Annotated in this window: 19 protein-coding genes, 2 tRNA genes, 1 other RNA gene and 1 pseudogene; 19 read left to right on the forward strand and 4 right to left on the reverse strand. The window is 42.7% G+C overall.

Translation table 11 applies throughout. The features are described from left to right. From WKT11_RS05965 to WKT11_RS05975, 3 genes and pseudogenes are all read left to right on the forward strand, one after another. Positions 1-189, forward strand: a pseudogene (locus WKT11_RS05965) (HEPN domain-containing protein); the annotation flags it as partial. Positions 190-221: 32 nt separating this feature from the next. Further along, complete coding sequence (locus tag WKT11_RS05970; protein ID WP_118247551.1) at positions 222-641, forward strand: PD-(D/E)XK nuclease domain-containing protein; 420 nt, start codon at positions 222-224, stop codon at positions 639-641. 99 nt (positions 642-740) lie between these two features. Further along, a complete protein-coding gene (locus WKT11_RS05975) occupies positions 741-2012 on the forward strand; it encodes a peptidoglycan-binding protein (RefSeq protein ID WP_118630347.1) in 1272 nt (423 codons plus the stop codon). Positions 2013-2298: 286 nt separating this feature from the next. Here the strand turns inward: WKT11_RS05975 and WKT11_RS05980 are convergent. Further along, positions 2299-2383: transfer RNA gene (locus WKT11_RS05980), tRNA-Leu, on the reverse strand. A 198-nt stretch (positions 2384-2581) separates the two neighbouring features. Here WKT11_RS05980 and WKT11_RS05985 point away from each other — a divergent pair. The 7 genes from WKT11_RS05985 (at position 2582) to rnpB (ending at position 10247) form a co-directional block, all read left to right on the forward strand. Next, positions 2582-3589: a deoxyguanosinetriphosphate triphosphohydrolase gene (locus tag WKT11_RS05985; protein ID WP_117676309.1), complete on the forward strand. Its 1008-nt coding sequence runs from the start codon at positions 2582-2584 to the stop codon at positions 3587-3589. A 23-nt stretch (positions 3590-3612) separates the two neighbouring features. Next, a complete protein-coding gene (dnaG, locus tag WKT11_RS05990; RefSeq protein WP_117676308.1) occupies positions 3613-5409 on the forward strand; it encodes a DNA primase in 1797 nt (598 codons plus the stop codon). Between the two features lie 39 nt (positions 5410-5448). Then, positions 5449-6576 carry an RNA polymerase sigma factor RpoD gene (rpoD, locus tag WKT11_RS05995; protein WP_117676307.1) on the forward strand — a complete coding sequence of 376 codons (1128 nt, stop codon included), beginning with the start codon at positions 5449-5451 and terminating at the stop codon, positions 6574-6576. A gap of 10 nt (positions 6577-6586) precedes the next feature. Then, on the forward strand, positions 6587-7294 hold the full coding sequence (locus WKT11_RS06000) for a tRNA (adenine(22)-N(1))-methyltransferase (RefSeq protein WP_117676306.1): 708 nt from the start codon (positions 6587-6589) through the stop codon (positions 7292-7294). After that, entirely contained in the window at positions 7281-8063 is a 783-nt protein-coding gene (locus WKT11_RS06005) for a Nif3-like dinuclear metal center hexameric protein (RefSeq protein WP_117676305.1), read from the forward strand. Before WKT11_RS06000 ends, WKT11_RS06005 begins: the two co-directional genes overlap by 14 nt. A gap of 119 nt (positions 8064-8182) precedes the next feature. Continuing rightward, entirely contained in the window at positions 8183-9850 is a 1668-nt protein-coding gene (locus WKT11_RS06010) for a nucleoside kinase (RefSeq protein ID WP_118247555.1), read from the forward strand. A gap of 46 nt (positions 9851-9896) precedes the next feature. Continuing rightward, an RNA gene (rnpB, locus tag WKT11_RS06015) (RNase P RNA component class A) lies at positions 9897-10247 on the forward strand. A gap of 186 nt (positions 10248-10433) precedes the next feature. Here the strand turns inward: rnpB and WKT11_RS06020 are convergent. The 3 genes from WKT11_RS06020 to WKT11_RS06030 form a co-directional block, all read right to left on the reverse strand. After that, positions 10434-10871: an aspartate carbamoyltransferase regulatory subunit gene (locus WKT11_RS06020; RefSeq protein WP_117676303.1), complete on the reverse strand. Its 438-nt coding sequence runs from the start codon at positions 10869-10871 to the stop codon at positions 10434-10436. Further along, positions 10865-11788, reverse strand: coding sequence for an aspartate carbamoyltransferase (gene pyrB, locus WKT11_RS06025; protein WP_117676302.1), 924 nt, complete (start codon positions 11786-11788; stop codon positions 10865-10867). The genes WKT11_RS06020 and pyrB overlap by 7 nt, the downstream gene beginning before the upstream one ends. A 79-nt stretch (positions 11789-11867) precedes the next feature. Continuing rightward, positions 11868-12254 (reverse strand): putative ABC transporter permease, encoded by a 387-nt coding sequence (locus tag WKT11_RS06030; RefSeq protein WP_340283200.1) that lies wholly within the window; start codon positions 12252-12254, stop codon positions 11868-11870. 433 nt (positions 12255-12687) lie between these two features. Between WKT11_RS06030 and WKT11_RS06035 the strand changes: the two genes are divergently transcribed. The 9 genes from WKT11_RS06035 (at position 12688) to rimP (ending at position 26089) form a co-directional block, all read left to right on the forward strand. Continuing rightward, positions 12688-13998 (forward strand): bifunctional folylpolyglutamate synthase/dihydrofolate synthase, encoded by a 1311-nt coding sequence (locus tag WKT11_RS06035; protein WP_118247556.1) that lies wholly within the window; start codon positions 12688-12690, stop codon positions 13996-13998. A gap of 6 nt (positions 13999-14004) precedes the next feature. Beyond that, positions 14005-15135 carry a prephenate dehydratase gene (gene pheA, locus WKT11_RS06040; protein ID WP_117676299.1) on the forward strand — a complete coding sequence of 377 codons (1131 nt, stop codon included), beginning with the start codon at positions 14005-14007 and terminating at the stop codon, positions 15133-15135. 148 nt (positions 15136-15283) lie between these two features. Further along, entirely contained in the window at positions 15284-16591 is a 1308-nt protein-coding gene (locus WKT11_RS06045; RefSeq protein WP_340283203.1) for an ATP-binding protein, read from the forward strand. Between the two features lie 155 nt (positions 16592-16746). Further along, on the forward strand, positions 16747-18285 hold the full coding sequence (locus WKT11_RS06050; protein WP_340283205.1) for a Ppx/GppA phosphatase family protein: 1539 nt from the start codon (positions 16747-16749) through the stop codon (positions 18283-18285). Positions 18286-18297: 12 nt separating this feature from the next. Beyond that, positions 18298-20472 (forward strand): RNA degradosome polyphosphate kinase, encoded by a 2175-nt coding sequence (locus tag WKT11_RS06055; protein ID WP_119244310.1) that lies wholly within the window; start codon positions 18298-18300, stop codon positions 20470-20472. A gap of 163 nt (positions 20473-20635) precedes the next feature. After that, positions 20636-20707, forward strand: a tRNA-Glu gene (locus WKT11_RS06060). Positions 20708-21097: 390 nt separating this feature from the next. Then, on the forward strand, positions 21098-23023 hold the full coding sequence (locus tag WKT11_RS06065; RefSeq protein WP_118410954.1) for a DNA gyrase/topoisomerase IV subunit B: 1926 nt from the start codon (positions 21098-21100) through the stop codon (positions 23021-23023). A gap of 124 nt (positions 23024-23147) precedes the next feature. After that, positions 23148-25394: a DNA gyrase/topoisomerase IV subunit A gene (locus WKT11_RS06070; RefSeq protein WP_340283209.1), complete on the forward strand. Its 2247-nt coding sequence runs from the start codon at positions 23148-23150 to the stop codon at positions 25392-25394. A gap of 230 nt (positions 25395-25624) precedes the next feature. Beyond that, entirely contained in the window at positions 25625-26089 is a 465-nt protein-coding gene (gene rimP / locus WKT11_RS06075) for a ribosome maturation factor RimP (protein WP_008707593.1), read from the forward strand. The last annotated feature ends 20 nt before the right edge of the window (positions 26090-26109 follow it).

The following is a 26109-nucleotide window of genomic DNA, read 5'->3' on the forward strand; positions in this document are numbered from 1 at the left end:
GAAAATATGAATTTGGAGTTTTCTAAGAGTACACAAACATATATGAGAATGATAGATGGATTTTATTTCTCAACCAGATATCCAGGTGATGACAGTATAGAGATTGACCGTGATGATGTGGAAATGTGTAATGAAGCGGCAAAAATGTGTCGTAAGGAAATTATGGAATTTGAGAAAACATTCAAATAAAGTAAATGAAGTAAAACAGATACGGTCATGTTATGATGGAGACACAAAGAGTAACAGTGGAATCTATATTTACAGACTATATGAAAAAGACAATCAGTGTGCGCGATACATTTGTAAAAAAAGCAACAAAAGAAAACTTTTACTATGGAATTCTACTTGGAATTTTGGGATTTAAATCGGGTTGGAGAGTGAATTCAAATAAGGAAGCAGGAGATGGATTCAGTGATATTCTAATTAGAATTGACGATTCGGATGTGGGAATTGTTATTGAAGTAAAGTATTCTGAAAATGATACAGGAGATATAGAATGTAGGAAAGCAATCACTCAGATAGATCAGAAGAAATATGCAGATGAATTAAGAGATAACGGCATTGGAACTATTTGGAAATATGGAATTGTCTGTAATAAAAAGAAATGTCGGGTATATGATGCCGCTTATGAGAAAGCTTGACGAGCTTGATGAGAAAGTAAAGAAACATCAGGAAAAATTGTAACATATATAGCTGCGGTGAATATTCTATTAAGGAAGCAATGCGTTGAGGATGTTTGTATGGCTTTTTTTGATAAAGAAATGCATATGCAGAAGGAGAATGTGGATACGGGGCGGTATCAGGTGGTGGTGCTGGACCGGCTGAATAACCGTCCGGTAGAGAATGCAAGAGTCAGGATCTCTTATACAGGTGCGCCGGACAGCGTCATTGAAGAGGTGGTGACAGATTCCTCCGGCCGGACACCGGTTCTTGAATTAAAAACACCGCCGCTGGAATATAGTATGGAGCCGGTAGAAGAACAGCCTTATGCAGAATATACGGTGCAGATCGATGCGGAAGGTTTTGAACCCAAAGAAGTAGCGGGCAGTGAGGTTTTGCCGGATGTTTTGTCCAGACAGCCGGCAACTTTAAATGCTATGGAACAGGGAGAAAGCTACCAGCGGGTGGTGATTCCGCCACACACATTGTTTTATAAATATCCACCTAAAATAGAAGAATCTGAGATTAAGCCAGTGAATGAGACGGGAGAGATCGTGCTGAGCAAGGTTGTTATTCCAGAATATATCGTAGTACATGATGGCCCGGTAAGTGATTCTTCGGCAGAGAATTATTATGTGCGTTACAGAGATTATATCAAAAACGTAGCCAGCAGCGAAATCTATGCCACCTGGCCGGACGATACGATCCGGGCAAATGTCCTGGCGATTATGTCGTTTACGTTAAACAGAGTTTATACTGAGTGGTACCGGAATAAAGGATATGATTTTACCATAACTTCTTCCACTGCATATGACCATAAATGGATCTATGGCAGAAATATTTTTGACAGTATCGACCGCATTGTAGATGAATTATTTGAGAATTATCTGTCCAGACCGAATGTGCGCCAGCCGATTCTGACACAGTACTGTGATGGAAAGCAGGTGCAGTGCAGAAACAGGGGATGGATGACGCAATGGGGCAGTAAAACATTGGGTGATCAGGGATATTCTGCGATTGAGATTCTTCGGGCTTTTTACGGAAATGATATGTACATTAATGTGGCAGAAGCGGTATCAGGGATTCCGGCATCATGGCCGGGATATGATCTTGATATTGGTGCAACAGGAAGTAAAGTAAGTCAGATTCAGGAGCAGTTAAATACAATCGCCGGGGCATATCCGGCAGTGCCAACTGTGACTGTGGATGGAATATACGGAGATGAGACAAAAAATGCTGTCAGAGTTTTTCAGGGGATTTTTGGCCTGGGACAGACGGGAATTGTTGATTATCTGACCTGGTACAAAATACAGGAAATTTATGTGGCAGTCAGCAGAATTGCAGAACTGTGATGAATATGAACAGATAAAATAATGACCGGCTATATCATAAGGTGATATAACCGGTCATTATTTTATCTGTATTTATAGAGAGTATTATTGCTGCTATTTATTGAGAATACTATGTAAAGACTACGGACAGGCGTGCTATGAGATCAGTGAGAAGCTCATTCGCCAGAGTTTTTATCTGTATGTCGGGATTCATTAAAAATCAGTGTCAAGGTTGAGGTTATTATATATCTAAAATAAAAACAAAAAAATAAGGCGCCATGACTTCTCATAGTTCCTCATTCTTTAATGCGGAAGATGGGACTTGAACCCACACGAGCGCAATGCTCACAAGATCCTTAGTCTTGCTCGTCTGCCAGTTCCGACACTTCCGCATATCGCATTTCTTTGGGATTCTTTTGTGCTCTCCCTCGCGACAAGTGATACTATACCAGATGCAAAAGACAATGTCAACAACTTTTTGAAAAAAATATAAAAAATTTCAAATTTTTTTTGAAAAAAAGAGGAATTTGAAATTTTATGTAGAATATAATTAATAAGAGGTATTTTGTCAGCTTGTGGAGGTATCGCTTATGAATATCAGGGAAAGCATGGAACAGAGAGAACTAAAGATGCTAAACCCTTATGCCTCATTCAGCCTTTATTCTAAGGGCAGAGAGAGGCAGGAGGAAGAATGCGATGTACGAACCGTCTATCAGAGAGACAGAGACAGGATCCTTCATAGCAAGGCATTTCGCAGGATGAAGGATAAGACACAGGTTTTTCTGGCACCTCAGGGTGACCATTACAGAACCAGACTGACACATACTCTTGAGGTATCACAGATAGCCAGAACTATCGCTAAGGCTTTAAGGCTGAATGAAGATCTTGTGGAGGCAATCGCACTTGGGCATGACCTTGGACACACTCCTTTTGGACATGCAGGAGAGAGAGCTCTCAATGCAGTAAACCCGGATGGCTTTGCCCACTATAAACAGAGCGTCAGGGTTGCACAGGTACTTGAGAAGAACGGCGAAGGGTTGAATCTTACCTGGGAGGTCCGGGATGGCATCCTGAATCACAGAACCAGTGGAAGTCCGTCAACTCTCGAAGGCCAGGTGGTAAGACTTTCAGACAAGATCGCATATATTCATCATGATATGGATGATGCTCAGAGAGCAGGGATTATTACGGAGGATGACATCCCGGTTACGTTGCGTATGCTTCTTGGATATACGACCAGGGAGCGGTTAAATACATTTGTACATGATATTATAGAGAACAGTCTGGAGCAGGATACCATAAAAATGTCAGCGGAGATCTATGATGCAATGATGGATCTGAGGGCAATCATGTTTCGAAATGTGTATGAGAACCCGGTAGCCCATAAAGAGGAATCGAAAGTAGTAAAGATGCTGACAGAGTTATATGAATATTATGCTGAACACCCGGAAGCAATGTCGACAGAGTACAGGGAACTGATCATGCGCGGAGAGAAGAAGGAACAGGTAGTATGTGACTATCTTTCAGGAATGACAGATCAGTATTCTATGGAGAAATTCCGGGAGATTTACATACCAAAAGCATGGGAAGTCTATTAATCTATTAAGAAGGAGGACGAAGCATGCGTTATTCAGACGATATCATTGAAGAAGTCAGAATGAAGAATGATATTGTAGATGTTGTGTCCCAGTATGTGAAGCTGAACAAAAGAGGAAGCACTTATTTCGGGCTTTGCCCGTTTCATAATGAGAAAACGCCCTCTTTTTCGGTGACACCGGCGAAGCAGATGTATTACTGCTTTGGATGCGGAGCAGGCGGGAATGTTTTTAATTTTGTGATGGAATATGAGAATTACAGCTTTGGAGAGGCATTACAGCATCTGGCAGACAGGGCGGGGGTGCAGCTTCCGAAGATTGAGTATTCCGGAGAAGCAAAGAGAAAGGCAGAACGGCGGGCTGCTCTTCTTGAAATCAATAAACTTGCGGCGGGCTATTTCTATTATCAGCTGCGCCGCGAGAATGGAAAACAGGCACATGATTATCTGACAGGAAGAGGACTGAGTGAGGAAACCATCAAGAAGTTTGGATTGGGATATTCGGACAAATACAGTGATGATCTGTATAAATATCTGAAATCAAAGAATTACAGTGATGAGCTTCTGAGAGATTCAGGACTTTTCAATGTGGATGAACGCCGGGGAATGTACGATAAGTTCTGGAACAGGGTTATTTTTCCAATTATGGATGTAAATAATCGTGTGATCGGATTCGGGGGCCGCGTGATGGGTGACGGGAAGCCGAAATACCTGAATTCACCGGAAACAACGATTTTCGACAAGAGCCGGAACTTGTATGGCCTGAATGTTGCGAGAACAACGAGAAAGAATTATCTGATTCTGTGTGAGGGATATATGGATGTCATATCCATGCATCAGGCAGGATTTACGAATGCAGTGGCGTCTCTGGGAACGGCGCTTACTTCAGGACATGCAAGCCTGATCAAGCGTTATACACAGGAGGTTTTACTGTTATATGACAGTGACGATGCGGGTGTGAGGGCTGCACTTCGTGCGATTCCGATTCTTCGGGAGGCCGGCGTTTCTTCCAGGGTGGTGAATCTCAGGCCGCACAAGGATCCGGATGAATTTATCAAGGCACTTGGAGCTGAGGAGTTTGAGAAACGTCTGGAACAGGCTATGGACAGCTTTATGTTCCGCGTTCATATGGCAGAGAGGGAGTTCCCAATGGAGGAACCGCAGGGACAGAACCGTTTCTTTGAACGGTGTGCGCAGATGTTGCTGGAACTTTCAGATGAACTGGAGAGAAATCTTTATATAGAAGCAATTGTGAAAGATTACAGAAGCAGCGGAATCAGTGTGGAGGATCTGAAAAAGAGAGTTGGTGCCCTTGCTATGAAAGGGACTCCGGCAGAACAGAGGATCCAGCCGAAGCCTGTAGGTACAGTACAGTCAAAGAAGAAGGAGAGCGCAGCGGAGAAAGCACAGAAGCTGATGCTTACCTGGCTGGTAACTTATCCAGGCATTTTCGATACGGTTGAGAAATATATCCAGCCTTCGGATTTCGTGGTTCCGCTATACAGACAGGTGGCAGAGATGCTCTATCAGCAGCATAAGGACGGAGATGTGAATCCGGCCAGACTGATGAATGCTTTTATTGACAGCGAAGAGCAGAGAGAAGTTTCTTCCCTTTTTAATGCGACAATCCATCTGGAGACTCCTGAGGAACAGAACCGGGCTTTTTCGGATGCTGTACTCAGAATTAAGGACGAGAGTCTTAAGGAGAGAAACAGAACCTGGGATCCGACAGATATCCAGGGACTGCAGGAACTTGTAAAAGCAAAGAAAGAATTGGAAGATCTCGGAAGAAAACGGCAGCAGCTGCATATTTCTTTCGAATAAGGATAAAATATAAACACTATATGGAGGTATAGAGCACATATGGAAATGAATATGGGTAAATTCAGTGAAAAACTGGTAGAACTTCTGGAGCTTGCCAAGAAGAAAAAGAATGTACTGGAATACCAGGAGATCAATGACTTCTTTAAAGACCAGCCACTGGGAGTTGAACAGATGGAGAAAGTATTTGACTTTCTTGAAGCCAGTGGAGTGGATGTGCTTAGAATTACAGATGGCAACGCAGATGATATGATTCTGGATGATGACGATGCAGACATCGATAAACTGGATGAGGAAGAGATTGAGCTTGATAAGATCGATCTTTCTGTTCCGGAAGGTGTAAGCATTGAAGATCCGGTTCGTATGTATCTGAAAGAAATCGGTAAAGTTCCGCTTCTTTCTGCTGAGGAAGAGATTGAACTTGCCAAGAGAATGGAGAAGGGTGATGAAGCTGCCAAGAAACGTCTGGCAGAGGCAAACCTTCGTCTTGTTGTCAGCATTGCGAAGAGATATGTAGGACGTGGAATGCTTTTCCTTGACCTGATCCAGGAAGGAAACCTTGGTCTTATCAAAGCGGTTGAGAAATTTGATTATCGTAAAGGTTATAAATTCAGTACCTATGCGACATGGTGGATCCGTCAGGCAATCACAAGAGCGATTGCAGACCAGGCACGTACTATCCGTATTCCGGTGCATATGGTTGAGACAATCAACAAGCTGATCCGCGTTTCCCGTCAGTTACTGCAGGAGCTTGGACGTGAACCTACGCCAGAAGAGATCGCGGCAGAGATGGACATGTCTGTAGAACGTGTACGTGAGATTCTGAAAATTTCTCAGGAGCCGGTATCTCTGGAGACACCTATCGGTGAGGAAGAGGACAGCCATCTTGGAGATTTCATTCAGGATGATAATGTGCCGGTACCGGCAGATGCAGCAGCATTTACACTTCTGAAAGAGCAGCTGGTAGAAGTACTGAGCACACTGACAGACAGAGAGCAGAAAGTATTACGTCTGCGTTTCGGCCTGGATGACGGACGTGCCAGAACACTGGAGGAAGTTGGTAAGGAATTTAATGTAACAAGAGAACGTATCCGTCAGATTGAGGCAAAGGCTCTCCGTAAGCTTCGTCATCCGAGCCGCAGCCGCAAGCTGAAAGATTATCTGGACTAAGGAGCCTGTTATGCAGCTTTCATTACGTTTGTCTGCGATAGCAGGCCTGGTGACCAGGGGAAACAGACTCGTAGATGTGGGATGCGATCATGGATATCTGCCTGTAGCTCTTTATCTGGATGGAAAAATTCCGAAAGCGATTGCAATGGACGTAAGAAAAGGACCATTGTCAAGAGCGCAGGAGCATATTTCGCAGTATGGACTGAATGCGTACATAGAAACCAGACTTTCCGATGGACTTGAGGCTTTGAAACCGGGGGAGGGTGACACTCTTGTGATTGCAGGAATGGGCGGCCCTCTGATGGAGAGGATTCTTACTGATGGCAAAGAGGCCAGAGAGAGCTTTAAGGAAATGATTTTGCAGCCGCAGTCAGATATCCCGCATTTTCGCAGGTTTATCAGAGAAATCGGATGGCAGATCGTGGAGGAAGAACTGATCCGGGAAGATGGCAAATTTTATCCTATGATGAAAGTGATTCATGGAGAAGAGGAGAATATTCTTCCGGATACGCCTTATACTTTAGAAGAGTGGTTTGGCGGACTTCTCCTTGAACGAAAACATCCGGTTCTGAAGGAATATCTGGACAGAGAGCTTCGAATCCGCGATGAAATTCTTGAGAAATTAAAAAATGCACCAAATGCTCAGAAACGGGCTGGTGAGGTAGAGGAGGAAAGGCAGGCTATTATTGCCGCTTTGAAAGAATATGAAAGCATATGAACTGACCTCCTGGCTTGAGAAAAAATATCCTGCAGATGCAGCCGAGGACTGGGACAATGTAGGACTTCTCACAGGAGACGACACAAATGAGATCAGCCATGTGTTCCTGGCGCTGGATCTGACAGAGGAGACGCTGGCAGAGGCGATAGAGAATGGGGCAGACATGATCATTACCCATCATCCGATGATTTTTTCCGGGATTAAGAAGATCAATAATCACAGTTTTACCGGGAGAAAGATCATTACGCTGATTCAGAAAGGCATTGTCTATTATGCGATGCATACGAATTATGATGTGCTGGGTATGGCTGACTTGAGTGCTGAATATACAAAGATGCACGATGCAGAAGTACTTTCTGTAACGGAAGAGAGAAATGGTGAGACACAGGGATTCGGAAGAGTCGGTGAACTTCCTCAGGAGATGACTCTGAGGGAGTATGCGAAACTTGTCAAAGAATCTCTGAAATTAAATGATGTAAAGGTTTACGGAGATCTGGACGGAAAAGTAAAACGTGCAGCCGTCTGTACAGGATCAGGTAAAAGCATGATCCAGGATGCCATCAGGGCAGGTGCGGATGTGTACGTGACCGGTGATATCGATCATCATACAGGAATTGATACCGTTGCGCAGGGAATGGCATTGATTGATGCCGGACACTACGGAACTGAGTATGTTTTTATGGATGCAATGAAGAAAGAGCTGACGCAGGCATTTCCGAATCTGAAGATTTCCTGTGCGAAAGTAAAGAGCCCGTACACGATTTTGTGATACGGGCTTTTGCCTACAGTAACTGTTAATAATCTTAACTTGTCGAGCAGTCAGACGGCTGTCTGGTATAGATGTTGGATGGCTGCCTTGTCAGTATATTGGAAATGGAGGCAGGTTTTATGGAACAGAAAATGTATAATGTTACGATACAGGGAGAGACAAAACAGTATCCGGAAGGGATTTCCTATGGGGATATTGTGAAAGAATATGAAGGTACTACAGAAGCACCGGTGATTCTGGTAATGGCAGATGGGAGACTGAGAGAACTTCATAAACATCTGAAATCAGACTGTGAGATCCGGTTTGTGACGACAAAGGATCCGATCGGTCATAAAACCTATTGCAGAAGTGCGACTATGATCTTGCTGAAAGCGATTTATGATGTAGCCGGTCAGGAGAATATTGACAAAGTAGTGATTCATTATTCTATTGGAGATGGATATTATTTTACAATGAAAGGTCCTATGGAACTGACCCAGGATTTTATAGACCGGGTAAAGGCACAGATGCATAAAATTGTAGATGCGAATCTCCCGATTGTGAAGAGAAGTGTGAGCACTAGTGAGGCAGTTGCGCTTTTTCACAAACATCATATGTATGACAAGGAACTGCTGTTTAATTACCGCAGAGGATCTAAGGTAAATCTTTACAGTATTGAGAGCTTTGAAGATTATTTCTATGGCTTTATGGCAAATCATACTGGATTTATCAAAACATTTGACCTGTTTTTGTATGAGGGTGGGTTTGTTCTTCAGCTTCCAACACAGAAAGAACCGGATAAAGTGCCGGAATTTAAGCCTCGTGAAAAAGTTTTTCATGTACAGAAGGAGTCTCAGGAGTGGGGGGATAAGCTGGATATTGCAACAGTCGGAGAACTGAATGAAAAGGTCACCAGAGGTGGCATTCAGGATATTCTACTGATTCAGGAGGCGATGCAGGAAGCAAAAATTTCAGAAATCGCTGCCAGAATTGCTTCTGAGCGAAATAAGAAATTTGTGATGATTGCGGGACCGTCTTCATCGGGCAAGACTACATTTTCTCACAGATTGTCTATTCAGCTTGCGGCACATGGAATGAAACCACATCCTATTGCTGTGGATAATTATTTTGTAGATCGTCATCTCACACCGGTAGATGAGTTTGGCGAAAAGAATTTCGAATGTCTGGAAGCGATTGATGTAGAGAAATTTAATGAAGATATGCTTGCACTTCTGGATGGAAAACGTGTGGAAATGCCGGTATTTAATTTTAAGACAGGTACAAGAGAGTATAAAGGCGATTTCCTGCAGCTGGAGAAGGATGATGTTCTGGTAATCGAGGGAATTCATGGATTGAATGATAAGCTTAGTTATGCTCTGCCAAAGGAAAGCAAATTTAAGATTTATATCAGTGCACTGACACAGTTGAATATTGATGAACACAACCGGATTCCGACCACAGACGGACGCCTGATCCGTAGAATTGTAAGGGATGCGCGTACCAGAGGAACTTCTGCGAAAGAGACAATCGCGAGATGGTCGTCTGTGCGAAGGGGAGAGGAACAGAATATTTTCCCGTTCCAGGAAGAGGCAGATGCAATGTTTAATTCTGCGCTGATCTATGAACTGGCATGTCTGAAAGTTTATGCAGAGCCGTTGCTGTTTGGGATTGATAAAAGTGAGCCGGAATATATCGAAGCAAAGCGGTTATTGAAATTCTTTGAATATTTTGTTCCGGTGCCGAGTGAGGCAGTGCCACATAATTCTATTCTAAGAGAGTTCATTGGCGGAAGCTGTTTTAATGTGTAAATAATTGTTTACAAGTGAAAAAAAACGTGCTAGAATAGCACTTGCGCAACCAGGCCAGGTGATCGCGGCTGAACAGACGAAAGGGTTCAGACGAGGAAAGTCCGGGCTTCGCAGGGCAGGATGCCGGATAACGTCCGGTGGAGGTGACTCCCAGACCAGTGCAACAGAAATAAACCGCCTCACTTGTTGGGGTAAGGGTGGAAAGGTAGTGTAAGAGACTACCGCCGTCCTGGTAACAGGCCGGGCACATGTAAACTCCATTCGAAGCAAGACCGAATAGAAAGCGATACGGCTGCCCGTCGTGCTTTCAGGTGGGTCGCTCGAGCCTTATGGCAACGTAAGGCCTAGACAGATGATCACTCAATGACATAACCCGGCTTATCGGTCTGATTGCGTATAAAGTGTATATAATAGAAGAAATAAAAATAAGAGGCTCTCGTTGTCTGTACAGCATAGTTACATAGGCAACGGGAGTTTTTCTGATTGTGGACATGTGGGAACGGTTTCTTTTATGAGAGTAAAAAGATAGCCGGAAACCTGGAGCTTCCGGCTATGTAATGATTAATAAGAGGTATTAACAAAATTATTTGTTGCGTTTACCTGTGTATTTCTCTTCACAATATTTACATCTGTAAACTTCTTTCTCTTTGTCTGCAAGAACAAAAATCTGATCAAGCCCCTGCTCGATAGAGGTAATGCAGCGAGGATTCTTACATTTGATCACGTTAACAACCTGTTTTGGAAGTTTCAGATCTTTCTTTGCTACGATTTTTTCATCTTTGATGATGTTTACGGTGATGTTATGGTCAATGAAACCGAGAATATCCAGATCAAGATTCTCAATCGGGCATTCTACCTTAATGATGTCTTTCTTTCCCATTTTGTTACTGCGTGCGTTCTTGATGATCGCAACTGTGCAGTCAAGTTTATCAAGCTTCAGATCATGATAGATCGTCATGGCTTTACCGGCTTTGATATGGTCTAATACATAACCTTCGCGAAGTGCTCCAACATTTAACATGGTAATTTTACCTCCAGTAATGTGAGAATCAGGGCCATACGTACATATACACCGTACTGTGCCTGTTTGAAATAAGCTGCTCTCGGGTCTGCATCTACTTCTGTTGCAATTTCATTTACACGTGGAAGTGGATGGAGAATGTACATATCTTCTTTTGCAAGTTCCATTTTCTGCTTGTCCAGAATATAGAAATCTTTCATGCGTACGTAGTCTTCTTCGTTGAAGAAACGTTCCTTCTGAACTCGTGTCATGTACAGAATGTCAAGTTCTGGTAAGGCATCTTCAAGTCTTTCAACTTCCTGGAATTCAATATTGTTCTTTTTCAGAACATCTTCGCGGATATAGCTTGGAATGCGAAGTTCTTCCGGTGAAATCAGTACGAATTTTACGTTGGTATAGCGTACAAGTGCCTCAATCAGAGAATGAACAGTACGTCCGAATTTCAGGTCACCGCACAGACCGATTGTTAAATTGTCTAAGCGTCCTTTTAAGGAACGAATGGTAAGTAAATCAGTTAATGTCTGAGTAGGATGTTGATGACCACCGTCACCGGCGTTGATAACAGGAATGGAAGAAGCCATAGAAGCAACTAGCGGAGCGCCCTCTTTCGGGTGACGCATAGCACAGATATCTGCGTAACAGGATACGACACGAATAGTATCAGCAACGCTTTCGCCTTTGGCAGCGGAACTGGAATCGGCTGATGAAAAACCAAGGACTTTACCGCCGAGATTCATCATAGCAGCTTCAAAGCTGAGACGGGTACGGGTGCTTGGTTCATAGAATAAAGTTGCAAGTCTCTTGTCGTCACAGACATGTGCGTATTTATCAGGGTGTTTCTCAATATCACTGGCCAGGTCAAGAAGAGTATTCAGCTCGTCAACAGACAGGTCCAGCGGACTCATTAAGTGTCTCATTTCATACCTCCATAGTTTGTTGGTTCAGGAATCAGTTACATAATCCTTCCTAACATCATATAATAATCAGGTGCTTTTTTCAAGAGAGTTTTTGGAGTATTTTTTCAAAAAGGAGTCCGGCTCCAAACCAGAGCGGAGCGTAGTCCAGACGAATCAGCCCTTTGTAGTTTAAAGGGGCGTCAGAATAGTTCCATGGACACATATGGAAATGACGTAAGAATGAGCCACTGATGAATTCTACAAAGAAAATCCCGACTGAGTAGATGCAGCCACGCACAAAAGAAGGAAATGTGGAAAATTTTTCGGAAAGTGGGCGGATGATGGCTGCGCAGCCGTAAATGGGGAACATTAAAAGAGAGGTTTTTCCGGTCATAGTCAGTTCTCCTGAAAAGACAGAATGCAGACCTGTCCAGAGAACTTCCATACACCAGCCGGTCAGTCCGCAGAAAAGAAATGCTTTTTTCATAAGTAACCTCCCAATTAAGATTATTGATTATTCTGTGAACAGCAATAAACAGAATAAATTTTAACTGTTTCTAGTATTGCCTGCCTTGAAAAAAAAATACGTGTAGGATATAATGAAACCACGTTATGTTACTGTTCGCGCACTACTGTCCCGCGAGGTGTTTTGGCATGAAAATGCCAAAATCCCGAGACATACGGCGCGAATTTATGCGATTAGCATAAATTCTGTGCATCGCGAAGCGTGTTACTGAGAACGAAGTGAACAGTAACCACGTTATCACATTAAAAGACTGAGGCGTTTGGCGTATTGTATGAAAGGTAACCGTGAACGGAGTAAATATTCATATTGGGAAAATGCTCATATCGGGAATATATTCGGAAATGGTTCGAAGAAAATAATACGTGTAACTCATAGAAAATAAGAGGAGTATATTATGAATTATCAGGAGAGTCGGGATTATATAGACAAAATTACAAGAGAAATCCCGAGTGTACTGGGACTTGATCATATGCGGGAATTGATGAAGCGTCTGGGAAATCCTCAGGACGATCTTAAATATGTTCATGTGGCCGGTACGAATGGAAAAGGCTCTGTTATTGCCTTTTTATATTCTACGTTGTCTGAAGCAGGCTATCGTATCGGAAGGTATGTTTCACCAACTCTGTATTCTTACAGAGGCCGGATGGAAGTCACGGGCAGCAGAATTAGCAGAGAAAGTTTTGCAGAATATATCACACAGGTGGCAGATGCCATCACAGCCATGACAAAAGATGGTTATCCTCATCCCACAGCATTTGAGATAGAGACTGCTGTGGCATTTCTGTTTTTCAAAAACGAGAATTGTGATCTCGTTTTGCTGGAAGTCGGAATGGGCGGAAATCTGGACGCCACAAATATCATTAAGAATACATTACTGGCAGTACTTGTATCAATCAGTATGGATCATATGTCTTTCCTTGGAAATACCCTGTCACAAATTGCAGAAAAGAAAGCTGGCATTATCAAAGATGGATGTCATGTGGTGACTGCTATGCAGAAACCGGAGGCAATGCGGGTGATCCGGGAAATCTGTAAGACTCATAATGCAGAGTGTACAGTGGCAGATGCTTTTGATGCTCAGGTGATTCAGGAGAGCTGTCTTGGACAGACGATACAATATTGTGGAGAGGATTACGAGATTCCACTGGCAGGTGTTTATCAGAAAGAAAATGCAGTAGTTGCCCTGAATGCTTTGAAGGTGTTGAATAATCTGGGCTTTCCGACTACTGTTAAGCAACGGATAGAGGGGCTTAAGACAGTAAACTGGAACGGAAGGTTCACAGTGATCTGTAAGAAACCATTATTTGTGGTGGATGGAGCTCATAATCCGGCTGCTGCGGATATGATGGCTGCTTCGATAGAGCACTATTTCAAAGGAAAACGACTGATTTATATTATGGGAGTTTTTGCAGATAAGGATTATAGAAGTGTGATCGAAAAGACAGCACATTTCGCAGATCAGATTCTTACAATACAGACTCCGGATAATGTAAGGGCATTGCCGGCAGAAGAACTGGCGGAGGCTGTCAGCGAATATAATCCGAATGTCCAGGCAATGCATACGATCGCAGATGCGGTAGAGAAAGCTTTTGAACTTGTCGGAGAAGAAGATGTGATCATTGCGTTTGGTTCTCTTTCCTTTATCGGGAAAATGACGGATATTGTGGAAGAGCATAAAAAATTTCAAAAAAGTAAAAAGGAATAACAAAGAATGATAAATTTACAGGAATGCAGAGACGAAATAGACAAGATTGACAGTGAGATCATCCGTCTTTTTGAACAGCGAATGAAGGTAGCTGAAGATGTCGCTGAATATAAGATCCGTACAGGAAAAAAAGTTCTGGATCCGGAACGTGAGAGGCAGAAGCTGGAAACTCTGAGAGGAAAGGCACATGGAGAATTTAACCAGCTTGGAGCTCAGGAGCTTTTTCAGCAGATTATGGCAATCAGTCGTAAGAGACAGTATCAGCTTCTGACAGAACATGGAGTTGAAGATGATGAGAAACTGGAAATGGTAGACAAGCTTCCATTAAATAATGTGACGGTTGTTTTTCAGGGGGTAGAAGGTGCATACAGCTATGCTGCCATGAGAGAATATTTCCATGATGATATTAAGAGCTTCCATGTCAAGACATGGCGAGATGCTATGGAGAAGGTAGTAGAGGGAAAAGCGGATTACGCGGTTCTTCCTATTGAAAACACAACAGCAGGAATCGTAGCAGATATCTATGATCTTCTTGCAGAATATGATCTGAGTATCGTAGGTGAGCAGGTTATCCGTCCGGAGCATGTGCTTCTGGGAATGCCGGATGCAGAGCTTGATGATATTAAACAGGTATGTTCTCATCCTCAGGCACTTGCCCAGTGCGGAAAATATCTGGAAGCTCATCCAGGCTGGAAGAAGAAAGAAATGGAAAATACAGCCGGATCTGCCAAGAGAGTCAAAGAAGATAATGACAAGACACAGGCAGCGATTGCCAGCAGACAGGCAGGAGAACTTTACGGGCTGAAAATCCTGGCTGAGAATATCTGCTATAACGGACAGAATGCCACACGTTTTGTGATTGTGAGTAAGAAGCCGATTTATGTGAAAGATGCGCGTAAGATCAGCATTTTCTTTGAACTGCCTCATGAGAGCGGAACACTTTATAATATGCTGTCTCATATCATCTATAACGGTCTGAATATGACCAAGATTGAATCACGCCCGATCACAGGCAAGAACTGGCAGTACAGATTCTTTGTGGATTTCGAGGGTAATTTAAAGGACAGTGCGGTGAAGAATGCACTGAGAGGAATCGAGGCGGAAGCTGACAGAATGAGAATTCTGGGGAATTATTAGTACATTATTTTGCAAACAATATACCGGGTTTAACCAAAGCAAGGAAGTCCCCTGTTTCAATTGTGAAAAGCAATAAGCAGTGTATAGAGATTTGCTTGTAGTAGAATGACAAAATGCATAAATGATGAAATAAAAGGAAGTAACAATAATGGCTAGATTAAATGAATGTATTTTATATCGTAACTTTGAACATGGTGAAACTCTTGATAAGATGGCAGAACTGATGAACGCCTGGGAACAGAAAGCGCCGGACCTGAAAGATAAGGAAGGAATGTTTTTCGAGTGTGCCAACGGGCTTGTAGAAATGGCTGGCTCTTATGGATTTTCCGGAAATCTGTGGCACTGTTATCTGACATTTCTTCTGGTAAATAATGAAAATGCTTTCAGTACAGCCTGCGAGATCAGAGGGGCTGTGAACGGAAGTATTAATGAACTGGCTCTGAATGATTTTGGTGTATTTAAAGAATTATACGACTTTGACCTGACAGTATTGGATGAGGCTTTTGGAATTTTATGCTGTAAGATTCTGAAGGATTACACAAACACCGGAAGTAACAGTAAGATGTTTAATTCCCGCATCAGAGACCGTATCTGTGATCTGAGCCAAATACTGGCAGCAGCAGAAACAACAGAAGAATTTATGAAAGATATGGTACAGTTTTATAAAGATTTCGGTGTAGGAAAGCTGGGATTACATAAGGCGTTTCGTGTAGGACATGATGAGAATGATAATGTAGAGATTCAGCCGATTACAAGAATCGCTCATGTTAAACTGGAAGATTTGGTAGGCTATGAAATTCCGAAACAGAAACTCATTGAGAATACAGAAGCCTTTGTAAGAGGCAGAAAAGCAAACAACTGTCTGTTGTTTGGTGATGCGGGTACAGGTAAATCTTCAAGTATCAAAGGAATCCTGAACCGTTATTATGATGAGGGACTTCGAATTATTGAGGTGTACAAGCATCAGTTCCAGGATCTGAACGATGTGATCGCACAGATCAAAAACAGAAATTATAAATTTATCATTTATATGGATGACCTTTCTTTTGAGGAATTTGAGATTGAGTATAAATATCTGAAAGCAGTCATTGAAGGTGGTCTGGAGAAGAAACCGGATAATATTCTGATCTACGCAACAAGTAACAGAAGACATCTGGTAAGGGAAAAATCCAGTGATAAGCTGGAAATTATGGATGACGACGATCTGCATTCCTCCGATACAGTACAGGAGAAACTTTCTCTTGTATATCGTTTTGGTGTTCGTATCTATTATGGTGCGCCAAGCAAGAAAGAATTCCAGACGATCGTCAAAGCGCTTGCGCAAAGAAACGGAATTACCATGCCGGAGGATGAACTGCTTCTGGAAGCAAATAAGTGGGAACTTTCCCATGGCGGTCTTACAGGAAGAACTGCACAGCAGTTTATTGATCATCTGTTGGGAAAAGTTGAGGAGTAAAAAATATTTGATAACTATTCTGTTGCCTGTTAAGTACGGGAGTAAGAAAAAAGTTATGAAACTGAGTGAAATTTGGGGTATACGATTTTACAGATATCAGTTGCGATGAGCAGTGAGTCATGTGATTAAACTTATATAATAAAGGGGGAATACATATGGCAGTTATGACCTTTGCAGCTATTGACATCGGGTCTTATGAAGTAAGCATGAAAATTTTTGAGATGTCAAAGCGAATCGGATTTCGGGAACTGAATGATGTCAGATACAGTCTGGAACTTGGAAAAGGGGTTTATTCCGGGGGAAAGATTGATTCGGAAATGCTGAATGTTTTATGCGAAGTGCTAAATGACTTTAAACGTCTGATGCAGGATTTTGGCGTAGATGAATATCGTGCCTGCGGAACCAGTGCGTTCAGGGAACTTGCTAATCCACTGATTATCATTGAACAGATCTATCAGCGTACAGGTATGAAAATAGAAATCTTAAGCAGTGCAGAACAGCATTTCCTGGGATATAAATCAATTGCTGCGATTGAAAAAGGCTTCAAAAAGATGATCCAGAAAGGAACAGCAATTCTGGATGTAGGCGGCGGCAGTCTGCAGGTTTCTCTTTTTGATAAGGATGCGCTTGTTACGACCCAGGGGCTGAAGATGGGAAGTTTGAGAATAAGACAGCGTCTGCAGGAACTGGAGAAATCTACGATTCACTATGATAAGCTGGTAGAAGAATTTATCCGCAATGACCTTACAAACTTCCAAAGACTATATCTTAAGGATAAAGACATTAAGAATGTGATTCTTATGGGAGATTTTATCACAGATATGATCTTTCAGGAGGAGATGGAAGATAAGATCATCACGCGGGAAGAGTTTATGAAGCGCTATGAAGATACGGTGGGAAAATCTGTTGATCGGCTGGCTCAGGAGATGGAAATCGATCCGGAGTATGCCTCTCTTGTTGTTCCTACAATGGTTGTCTGCAAGAACTTTATTGATATTTTTAATGCGGAATCGCTCTGGGCACCGGGAGTTTCGCTTTTAGACGGAATTGCTTATGATTTTGCAGAGAAGAATAAATTTATCAAGAGTGTTCATAACTTTGAGAATGATATTCTGGTTACCTCAAAGAATATTGCAAAGAGGTATTCCAGCAGTAAGAACCATATCCAGGGGACTATGAATCTGTGTCTGAATATTTTTGACAGTATGAAGAAGGTTCATGGTATGGGGGCGAGAGAACGCCTGTTGCTACAGATAGCGGCGCTGCTTCATGACTGTGGCAAATATATCAGCATGGGAAATGTCTCTGAGTGTTCTTATCAGATCATAATGTCCACAGATATTATCGGTCTTTCTTCGCTGGAACGGCAGATGATCGCATGTGCGGTGCGATATAATACGTCAGCTTTTGCATATTATGATGAAATTCAGAATATGGGAATGGCTATCGACAGGGAAAGATATATCAAGATTGCGAAGATGACGGCAATCCTTCGTCTGGCCAATGCCATGGACAGAAGTCATTATCAGAAGGTAAAAGGAATCAAGACTGTACTCAAGGACAGAGAATTACAGATGATCGTGGATTCCAGTCAGGATATTTCTCTTGAACTGGGACTATTAAAGGATAAAGTTGCATTTTTTGAAGAAGTATTTGGTATCCGTCTGGTTCTCAGACGTAAGGGAAGGGCGTAAAGGAGGATTACTATGGATCTTGGAAAGTTTGAAAAGAAAGAATATTTCGTAAACCGTGAGCTGAGCTGGCTGAAATTTGACGAGCGTGTTCTGAGTGAAGCAAGAGATAAGAATCTTCCTTTATTTGACAGGCTGAAATTCTTAAGTATCACTGCATCCAATCTGGATGAGTTCTTTATGGTACGTGTGGCATCTCTGAAAGATCAGGTGCACGCAGGGTATCATAAGACAGATATTGCAGGAATGACTGCGAAAGAACAGCTGAAAGAAATCAGTGCACGCACTCATGAACTGGTACATGTGCAGTATAATACACTGAACCGTTCACTGCTCCCGGCGCTTGAGAAAGCAGGAATGCATCTGGTTGCTGCGCATGAAGATCTTACAGAAGAACAGAAAGCTTTTGTGGATCGTTACTTTGAAGATGACGTATATCCGGTGCTGACGCCTATGGCAATGGACTCTTCCAGACCATTCCCGCTGATCAGAAATAAGACTTTGAATATTGGTGCGCTGATTTCAAAGAAAGATAAAGAGGATAAACTTAGCAGGAAGGACAAAGCTGAAGAGGAAGAACTCCTTTTTGCAACAGTCCAGGTGCCGTCAGTGCTTCCGAGAGTGGTTCAGATCCCATCGAAAAAGGATGGAGATACTACGGTAATTCTTCTGGAAGAAATTATTGAGAGAAATATTGATAAGCTGTTTTTGAGCTATGATGTAGTATGCGCGCATCCGTACCGTATTATGCGTAATGCGGACCTTACCATAGATGAGGATGAGGCAGAGGATCTTCTTGTGGAAATCCAGCGCCAGCTAAAGAAACGCCAGTGGGGAGAAGTTATTCGGCTTGAAGTGGAAGATAAGATGGATGAACGCCTGCTTAAGATTCTGAAAATGGAATTTGATATTAAAGAAGCAGATATTTTTGAAATCAATGGACCGCTGGATCTTACCATGCTTATGAAAGTATATGGAGCGGAAGGTTTTGATGCTTACAAAACACCGAGATATCAGCCAGCGCCTGTACCGGAATTTCAGAATGACAAAGACATTTTTCAGGTGATACGTGAGGGAGATGTGTTCCTGCACCATCCTTATATGAGCTTTGATCCTGTTGTAAATTTCGTACGACAGGCGGCAAAAGATCCTGATGTTCTGGCTATTAAGCAGACTTTGTATCGTGTCAGTGGAAATTCTCCGATCATTGCCGCACTTGCGCAGGCGGCAGAGAATGGAAAACAGGTTTCTGTACTTGTGGAATTAAAGGCACGTTTTGATGAAGAGAACAATATCGTATGGGCGAAGAAGCTGGAAAAGGCGGGCTGTCATGTAATCTATGGTCTGGTAGGTCTTAAGACACACAGCAAGATTACATTGGTAGTACGCAGAGAAGAGACAGGGATCAGACGTTATGTACATCTGGCAACAGGAAACTATAATGATTCTACTGCCAAACTTTATACAGATTGCGGTATTTTTACCTGCGATGAGCGCTTTGGGGAGGATGCAACTGCTGTATTTAACATGCTTTCCGGATATTCCGAGCCGAAATGCTGGAATAAGCTGATTGTAGCTCCAATCTGGATGAAAGACCGATTCCTGAGTCTGATCGAGAGAGAAGCAGAGAATGCGAAGAAGGGATTGCCGGCGCATATCCGGGCTAAAATGAACTCTCTTTGCGATCCGAAGATCATGGCTGAACTTTATTATGCATCTTCTTGTGGAGTACAGGTGGAGCTTCTTGTCAGAGGCATTTGCTGTCTTAAAGTTGGAATACCGGGAGTCAGTGAAAATATTCAGGTCCGCTCTATTGTCGGAGAATTTCTGGAACACAGCCGCATTTTCTATTTTGAGAATGGCGGAAATCCTGAAATTTATATGGGAAGTGCGGACTGGATGCCGCGTAACCTCGACCGACGTGTAGAGATTGTGTTTCCGGTGGAAGATGAGAAAATTAAGAAAGAGCTGGAGCATGTGCTTGACCTTGAATTCAGGGACAATGTAAAGGCACATCTGTTACAGACGGACGGTACTTATACGAAACAGGATAAGCGAGGCAAGGTGCAGATCAATTCCCAGATGGAATTCTGTATGGAGGCGACAGAGAAAGCGGCACTTCATAAACATGAAGCAAAGAAATCCAGAGTGTTTATTCCGGCAGAGCCTGCGGAAGATATAGAGGATTAAAAAATATTCCTGCGAAAAAGCCTGGCTTTATGGGCTTTTTTGCAGGAAAAATTCGAGAAAAATAAAAAAATTGAAATTTTTTTAAAAAAGTACTTGCATTTTAGAAAAAGATGGTGTATATTAAACGAGTCGACAGGGAACAGACAGTTGACACGAAACAAATGGCCAGTTGGTCAAGGGGTTAAGACGTCGCCCTCTCACGGCGAAAACACGGGTTCGATTCCCGTACTGGCTGCTACTAAATAGTGAGAACTTAAGAAAAATGATCAGAATTTCGGTTCTGGTCATTTTTTTTCGGATTTTATCCGGATACTCACAGATTTTGACAAAATATATTTGAGTAGCATACTTGAAAAATGAAAATAATTCATTTATAATACAGAACAAACGTTTGCAATATGGCATGAAAAATATATTTTGATATCTACGGATTGCTCCGCTGCAAGGTAGCTCCCGCAATCCTCAAACATTCGGAATCCGCAGATTTACTACGTAAATCGCTACTTCCTCATGTTTGGCGGGTCCCAAGTTCAAAAGTCTTATCGTGCAAGCACGAACGACTTTCTGACCTTTTGACCCTGATATCATGTAAATAGATTATAGATAGAAAGGAAATGTAACAGACATGGCAAAGCAAAACACCTATGATGCAGGGAGTATCTCTGTCCTTGAGGGCCTGGAGGCGGTTCGTAAGCGTCCCGGAATGTACATCGGAAGTGTTTCACGAAAGGGACTTAACCATCTGATCTATGAAATCGTAGATAATGCGGTAGATGAACATCTGGCAGGATATTGCAGCCTGATCCATGTAGTGCTGGAAAAGGACGGCTCCTGTACAGTTACGGATAATGGACGAGGAATTCCGGTGGATATGCATGAGAAGGGAGTGTCGGCAGAGAGACTTGTATTTACAACTCTTCATGCAGGCGGTAAATTTGATAACTCTGCTTACAAAACAAGCGGAGGACTTCATGGAGTTGGTTCTTCAGTTGTCAATGCGCTGTCTACATATCTTGATATCAAGATCAGCCGTGACGGATATGTACATCATGATCATTATGAAAGAGGAATCCCGACACTTGAGCTGGAAGAAGGACTTCTGCCGAAACTGGGCAAGACCAGACAGACGGGAACCAGCATTAATTTCCTTCCGGATCCGGAAATTTTTGAAAAGACCAGGTTTTCAGCAACTGAGGTAAAGAGCAGACTTCATGAGACTGCATATCTTAACCCGGAGCTGACGATTCATTTTGAAGATAAAAGAGGCGCGGAAGTAGAAGATATCACCTATCATGAGCCGGATGGAATCATTGGATTTATCAAAGATCTGAATCATAGTGCAGAGGTTCTGCATGATCCGGTTTATCTGAAAGGCGAGGCTGATGGTATCCAGGTAGAAGTAGCATTTCAGTTTACCAACGAATTCCGCGAGAACGTGTTGGGCTTCTGCAACAATATTTATAATGCAGAAGGCGGTACACATCTGACCGGATTTAAGACCACATTTACGACAGTAATGAATACTTACGCCAGAGAAATCGGTATTCTTAAGGATAAAGATCTGAATTTTACCGGTGCTGATATCCGTAATGGTATGACAGCGGTTGTATCTATCAAACATCCGGAACCTCGATTTGAGGGACAGACAAAGACGAAGCTGGATAATCAGGATGCATCCCGTGCTACAGGTAAGGTAGTCGGAGAACAGATGGTACTCTACTTTGACCGAAATCTGGAGACTCTTAAGACAATTCTTTCCTGTGCGGAAAAAGCGGCTAAGATCCGTAAAACAGAAGAGAGAGCAAAGACCAATCTTCTGACGAAACAGAAATATTCTTTTGACTCGAATGGGAAGCTGGCAAACTGCGAGAAGAAAGATCCCTCCCAGTGTGAGATTTTTATCGTAGAGGGAGATTCTGCGGGTGGCTCTGCCAAAACTGCGCGTAACCGTAACTATCAGGCAATTCTGCCGATCAGAGGTAAGATCCTGAACGTTGAGAAGGCAACAATTGATAAAGTACTTGCCAACGCGGAAATCAAGACGATGATTAATGCGTTTGGATGTGGATTCTCCGAAGGATATGGAAATGATTTTGATATTACGAAGCTTCGCTATGATAAGATCGTTATCATGGCCGATGCCGATGTGGATGGTGCGCATATTTCCACACTGCTCCTTACATTGTTCTATCGATTTATGCCGGATTTGATCACTGAGGGACATGTATATATTGCCATGCCACCACTGTATAAGGTTATGCCGAAGAAGGGGCAGGAAGAATATTTGTATGATGATAAGGCACTGGAGAAGTACAGACGTGCTCATAAACCGGGAAGCTTTACCTTACAGAGATATAAAGGTCTTGGAGAAATGGATGCAGAGCAGCTCTGGGAGACAACTCTGAATCCGGAGACAAGAATGATGAAACGTGTGGAGATCGAGGACGCGAGACTGGCATCCAGTGTGACTGAGATTCTGATGGGAAGCGATGTCCCGCCGAGAAAGAAATTTATCTATGAGCATGCACAGGATGCGGAACTGGATATCTGATATCTGGAAATTGATTGCAAATCGAATAGTTACTGGTACATTGCCTTTTTGAAATAATGTACTGGATTTTGGTAAATAAATAAACAGATATGCCGGTGTGTATCTGAACGGAGGAATGAAATAAATGGAAACAAAACAGGAGAATGTAATCCCCACCGACTATGCGGAGGTCATGCAGAAATCCTATATCGATTACGCCATGAGTGTTATTATCTCCAGAGCCCTGCCGGATGTGCGTGACGGATTGAAACCGGTACAGAGAAGAACACTGTATGATATGTATGAACTGGGAATCCGTTATGATCGGCCATACAGAAAATGTGCCCGTATCGTAGGTGATACCATGGGTAAATATCACCCGCATGGTGACAGCTCCATCTATGAGGCACTTGTAGTAATGGCACAGGATTTTAAGAAAGGTAAGACGCTGGTCGACGGACATGGAAATTTTGGTTCTATCGAGGGCGACGGTGCAGCGGCTATGCGATATACAGAAGCCAGACTTGAGAAACTGACACAGGATGTATTTCTTGAAGATCTGGATAAGAATGTGGTTGATTTCATGCCGAACTTTGATGAGACGGAGAAGGAACCGGTGGTACTTCCGGTGAGAATCCCTAACCTGCTTGTAAATGGTGCGGATGGAATCGCAGTCGGTATGGCAACTAGTATCCCTCCTCATAATCTGGGGGAAGTGGCAGATGCTGTAAAAGCATATATGAAGAATAATGACATCAGCGTAAAAGGTCTGATGCGTTATCTCAAAGGACCTGATTTCCCGACTGGCGGTCTGGTAGTAAATAAGGATGACCTGCTTAAAATCTATGAGACAGGAACTGGAAAGCTCCGCGTCAGAGGTAAAGTAGAAACAGTGAAGCTTAAAGGTGGCAGACAGCAGCTGGTGATCACTGAAATTCCATATACTATGATTGGCGCAAATATCGGAAAATTCTTGAATGATATTGCTACTCTTGTAGAGAATAAGAAGACAACCGATATTGTAGATATTTCTAATCAGTCTTCTAAAGAAGGAATACGAATCGTTCTTGATTTAAAGCGTGATGCAGATGTAGAGAATCTTGCAAATATGCTTTACAAGAAGACCAAGCTGGAAGACACTTTTGGCGTAAATATGCTTGCGGTAGCAGACGGCAGACCGGAGACACTGAGTCTGAAACAGGTGATTGAGTATCATGTTGATTTCGTGTTTGATGTCACGACCAGAAAGTACACCACACTTCTTAACAAAGAGCAGGAGAAAAAAGAAATCCAGGAAGGTCTGATTAAGGCTTGCGATGTGATCGACCTGATTATTGAAATTCTGCGGGGAAGCAAGAATCGTGAGCAGGTAAAGAAATGCCTGGTTGACGGCGTGACAGAGGGAATCAAGTTTAAGAGTAAAGCAAGCGAGAAAGCTGCGCAGAAGCTTCTGTTCTCAGAAAAGCAGGCGGCAGCAATCCTGGATATGCGTCTGTATAAACTGATCGGTCTGGAAATTGAAGCACTTCAGGCAGATTATGCAGAAACAATGAAGAATATCGCATTATATGAGGACATTCTGAATAATTATGATTCTATGGCGGATGTGATCATGAAAGATCTGGATAAGATCAAGAAAGAATATGGAACAAAACGCCGTACAGTAATAGAGAATGCGGAGGAAGTCATATACGAAGAGAAGAAGATGGAAGAGATGGAAGTTACATTCCTGATGGACCGTTTTGGATATATGCGAATTATTGATAAATCTGCTTATGAGAGAAATAAAGAGGCCGCCAATGCTGAGAATAAGTACGTATTTAATTGTATGAATACGGATAAAATCTGTATCTTTACAGACAGTGGAAAGATGCACAGTATTAAAGTGGCTGATATTCCGCTGGTACGTTTCAGAGATAAAGGCACACCGGCAGATAATCTGAGTAATTATGACAGCGCGCAGGAGCGAATGATTTATGTAGCACCGCTGGCGGCTGTAAAAGAAAATACGCTGTTGTTTGTTACTGCGTCTTCTATGTGTAAGCTGGTCAACGGTGCTGAGTTTGAAGCGTCAAAGAGAACAATCGTGTCTACTAAACTGGCAGAAGATGATACGCTGATCTTTGTAGGAGCGGCGGATGAAATGGAACAGGTAGTCCTTCAGAGTGAGGGTGGATATTTCCTGAGATTCCAGAAACAGGATGTTTCTTCTATGAAGAAAACATCGATTGGTGTGCGAGGAATGAAACTTGCGGAAGGAGATAAGCTTGATCATGCATATCTTTTAGAGAGCCGTCAGGAATACACCATTACCTATCACGATAAACCTTATGTACTCAACAAAGTGAAACTTTCCAAGCGGGACAGTAAGGGAGTGAAACCGCGTGTATAGTATATTTCGGTGAATCATGTGGAAAATGTTTTTGGACATACTTAAATGTGCCTGAAAACTGTTATTTACAGCCTGAAAAATTGGCAAATGCGGTAAATTACAAGGTTTTTACGGGAAAAGCCTTGCAATTCTCTGACATTGGTGTTACAATACACCTAAATTAGAACTTGCAGACATAGGAGTGGGCGTGAGCCCACTCTTATTTGTTGCATAGAAAGGCAGGTGGGAAAATGAGCAGACGGGAAGAGTATGAAAAGCGCGCAGAGGAACTTCTGGCACCGATCGTAGAACTTAACGGCTTTGAGCTGGTTGATGTAGAATATGTGAAGGAAGCAGGTAACTGGTATCTGAGAGGATACATTGACAAACCAGGCGGAATTACGGTAAATGACTGCGAGACAGTCAGCAGAGCGTTCAGTGATAAACTGGATGAGAATGATTTTATCGAAGACAGTTATATTATGGAGATCAGTTCACCGGGACTGGACAGACCGCTGAAGAAAGACAAAGACTTTGAGAGAAACATGGGAAAACTGGTGGAAATCCGTACCTACCGGCCAATCGAAAAGCAAAAAGAGTTCTGCGGGATTTTGACCGCATATGATAGTAACAGTGTGACAATCGATGAGGATGGAACCGAGCGTGTTTTTGATAAGAAAGACACAGCCCTGATACGCCTCGCAATAGAGTTTTAGTTAATTCGGGAGGATAAGAA

This window comes from Blautia sp. HCN-1074 (assembly GCF_037890165.1).
Lineage (GTDB): Bacteria > Bacillota > Clostridia > Lachnospirales > Lachnospiraceae > Blautia_A.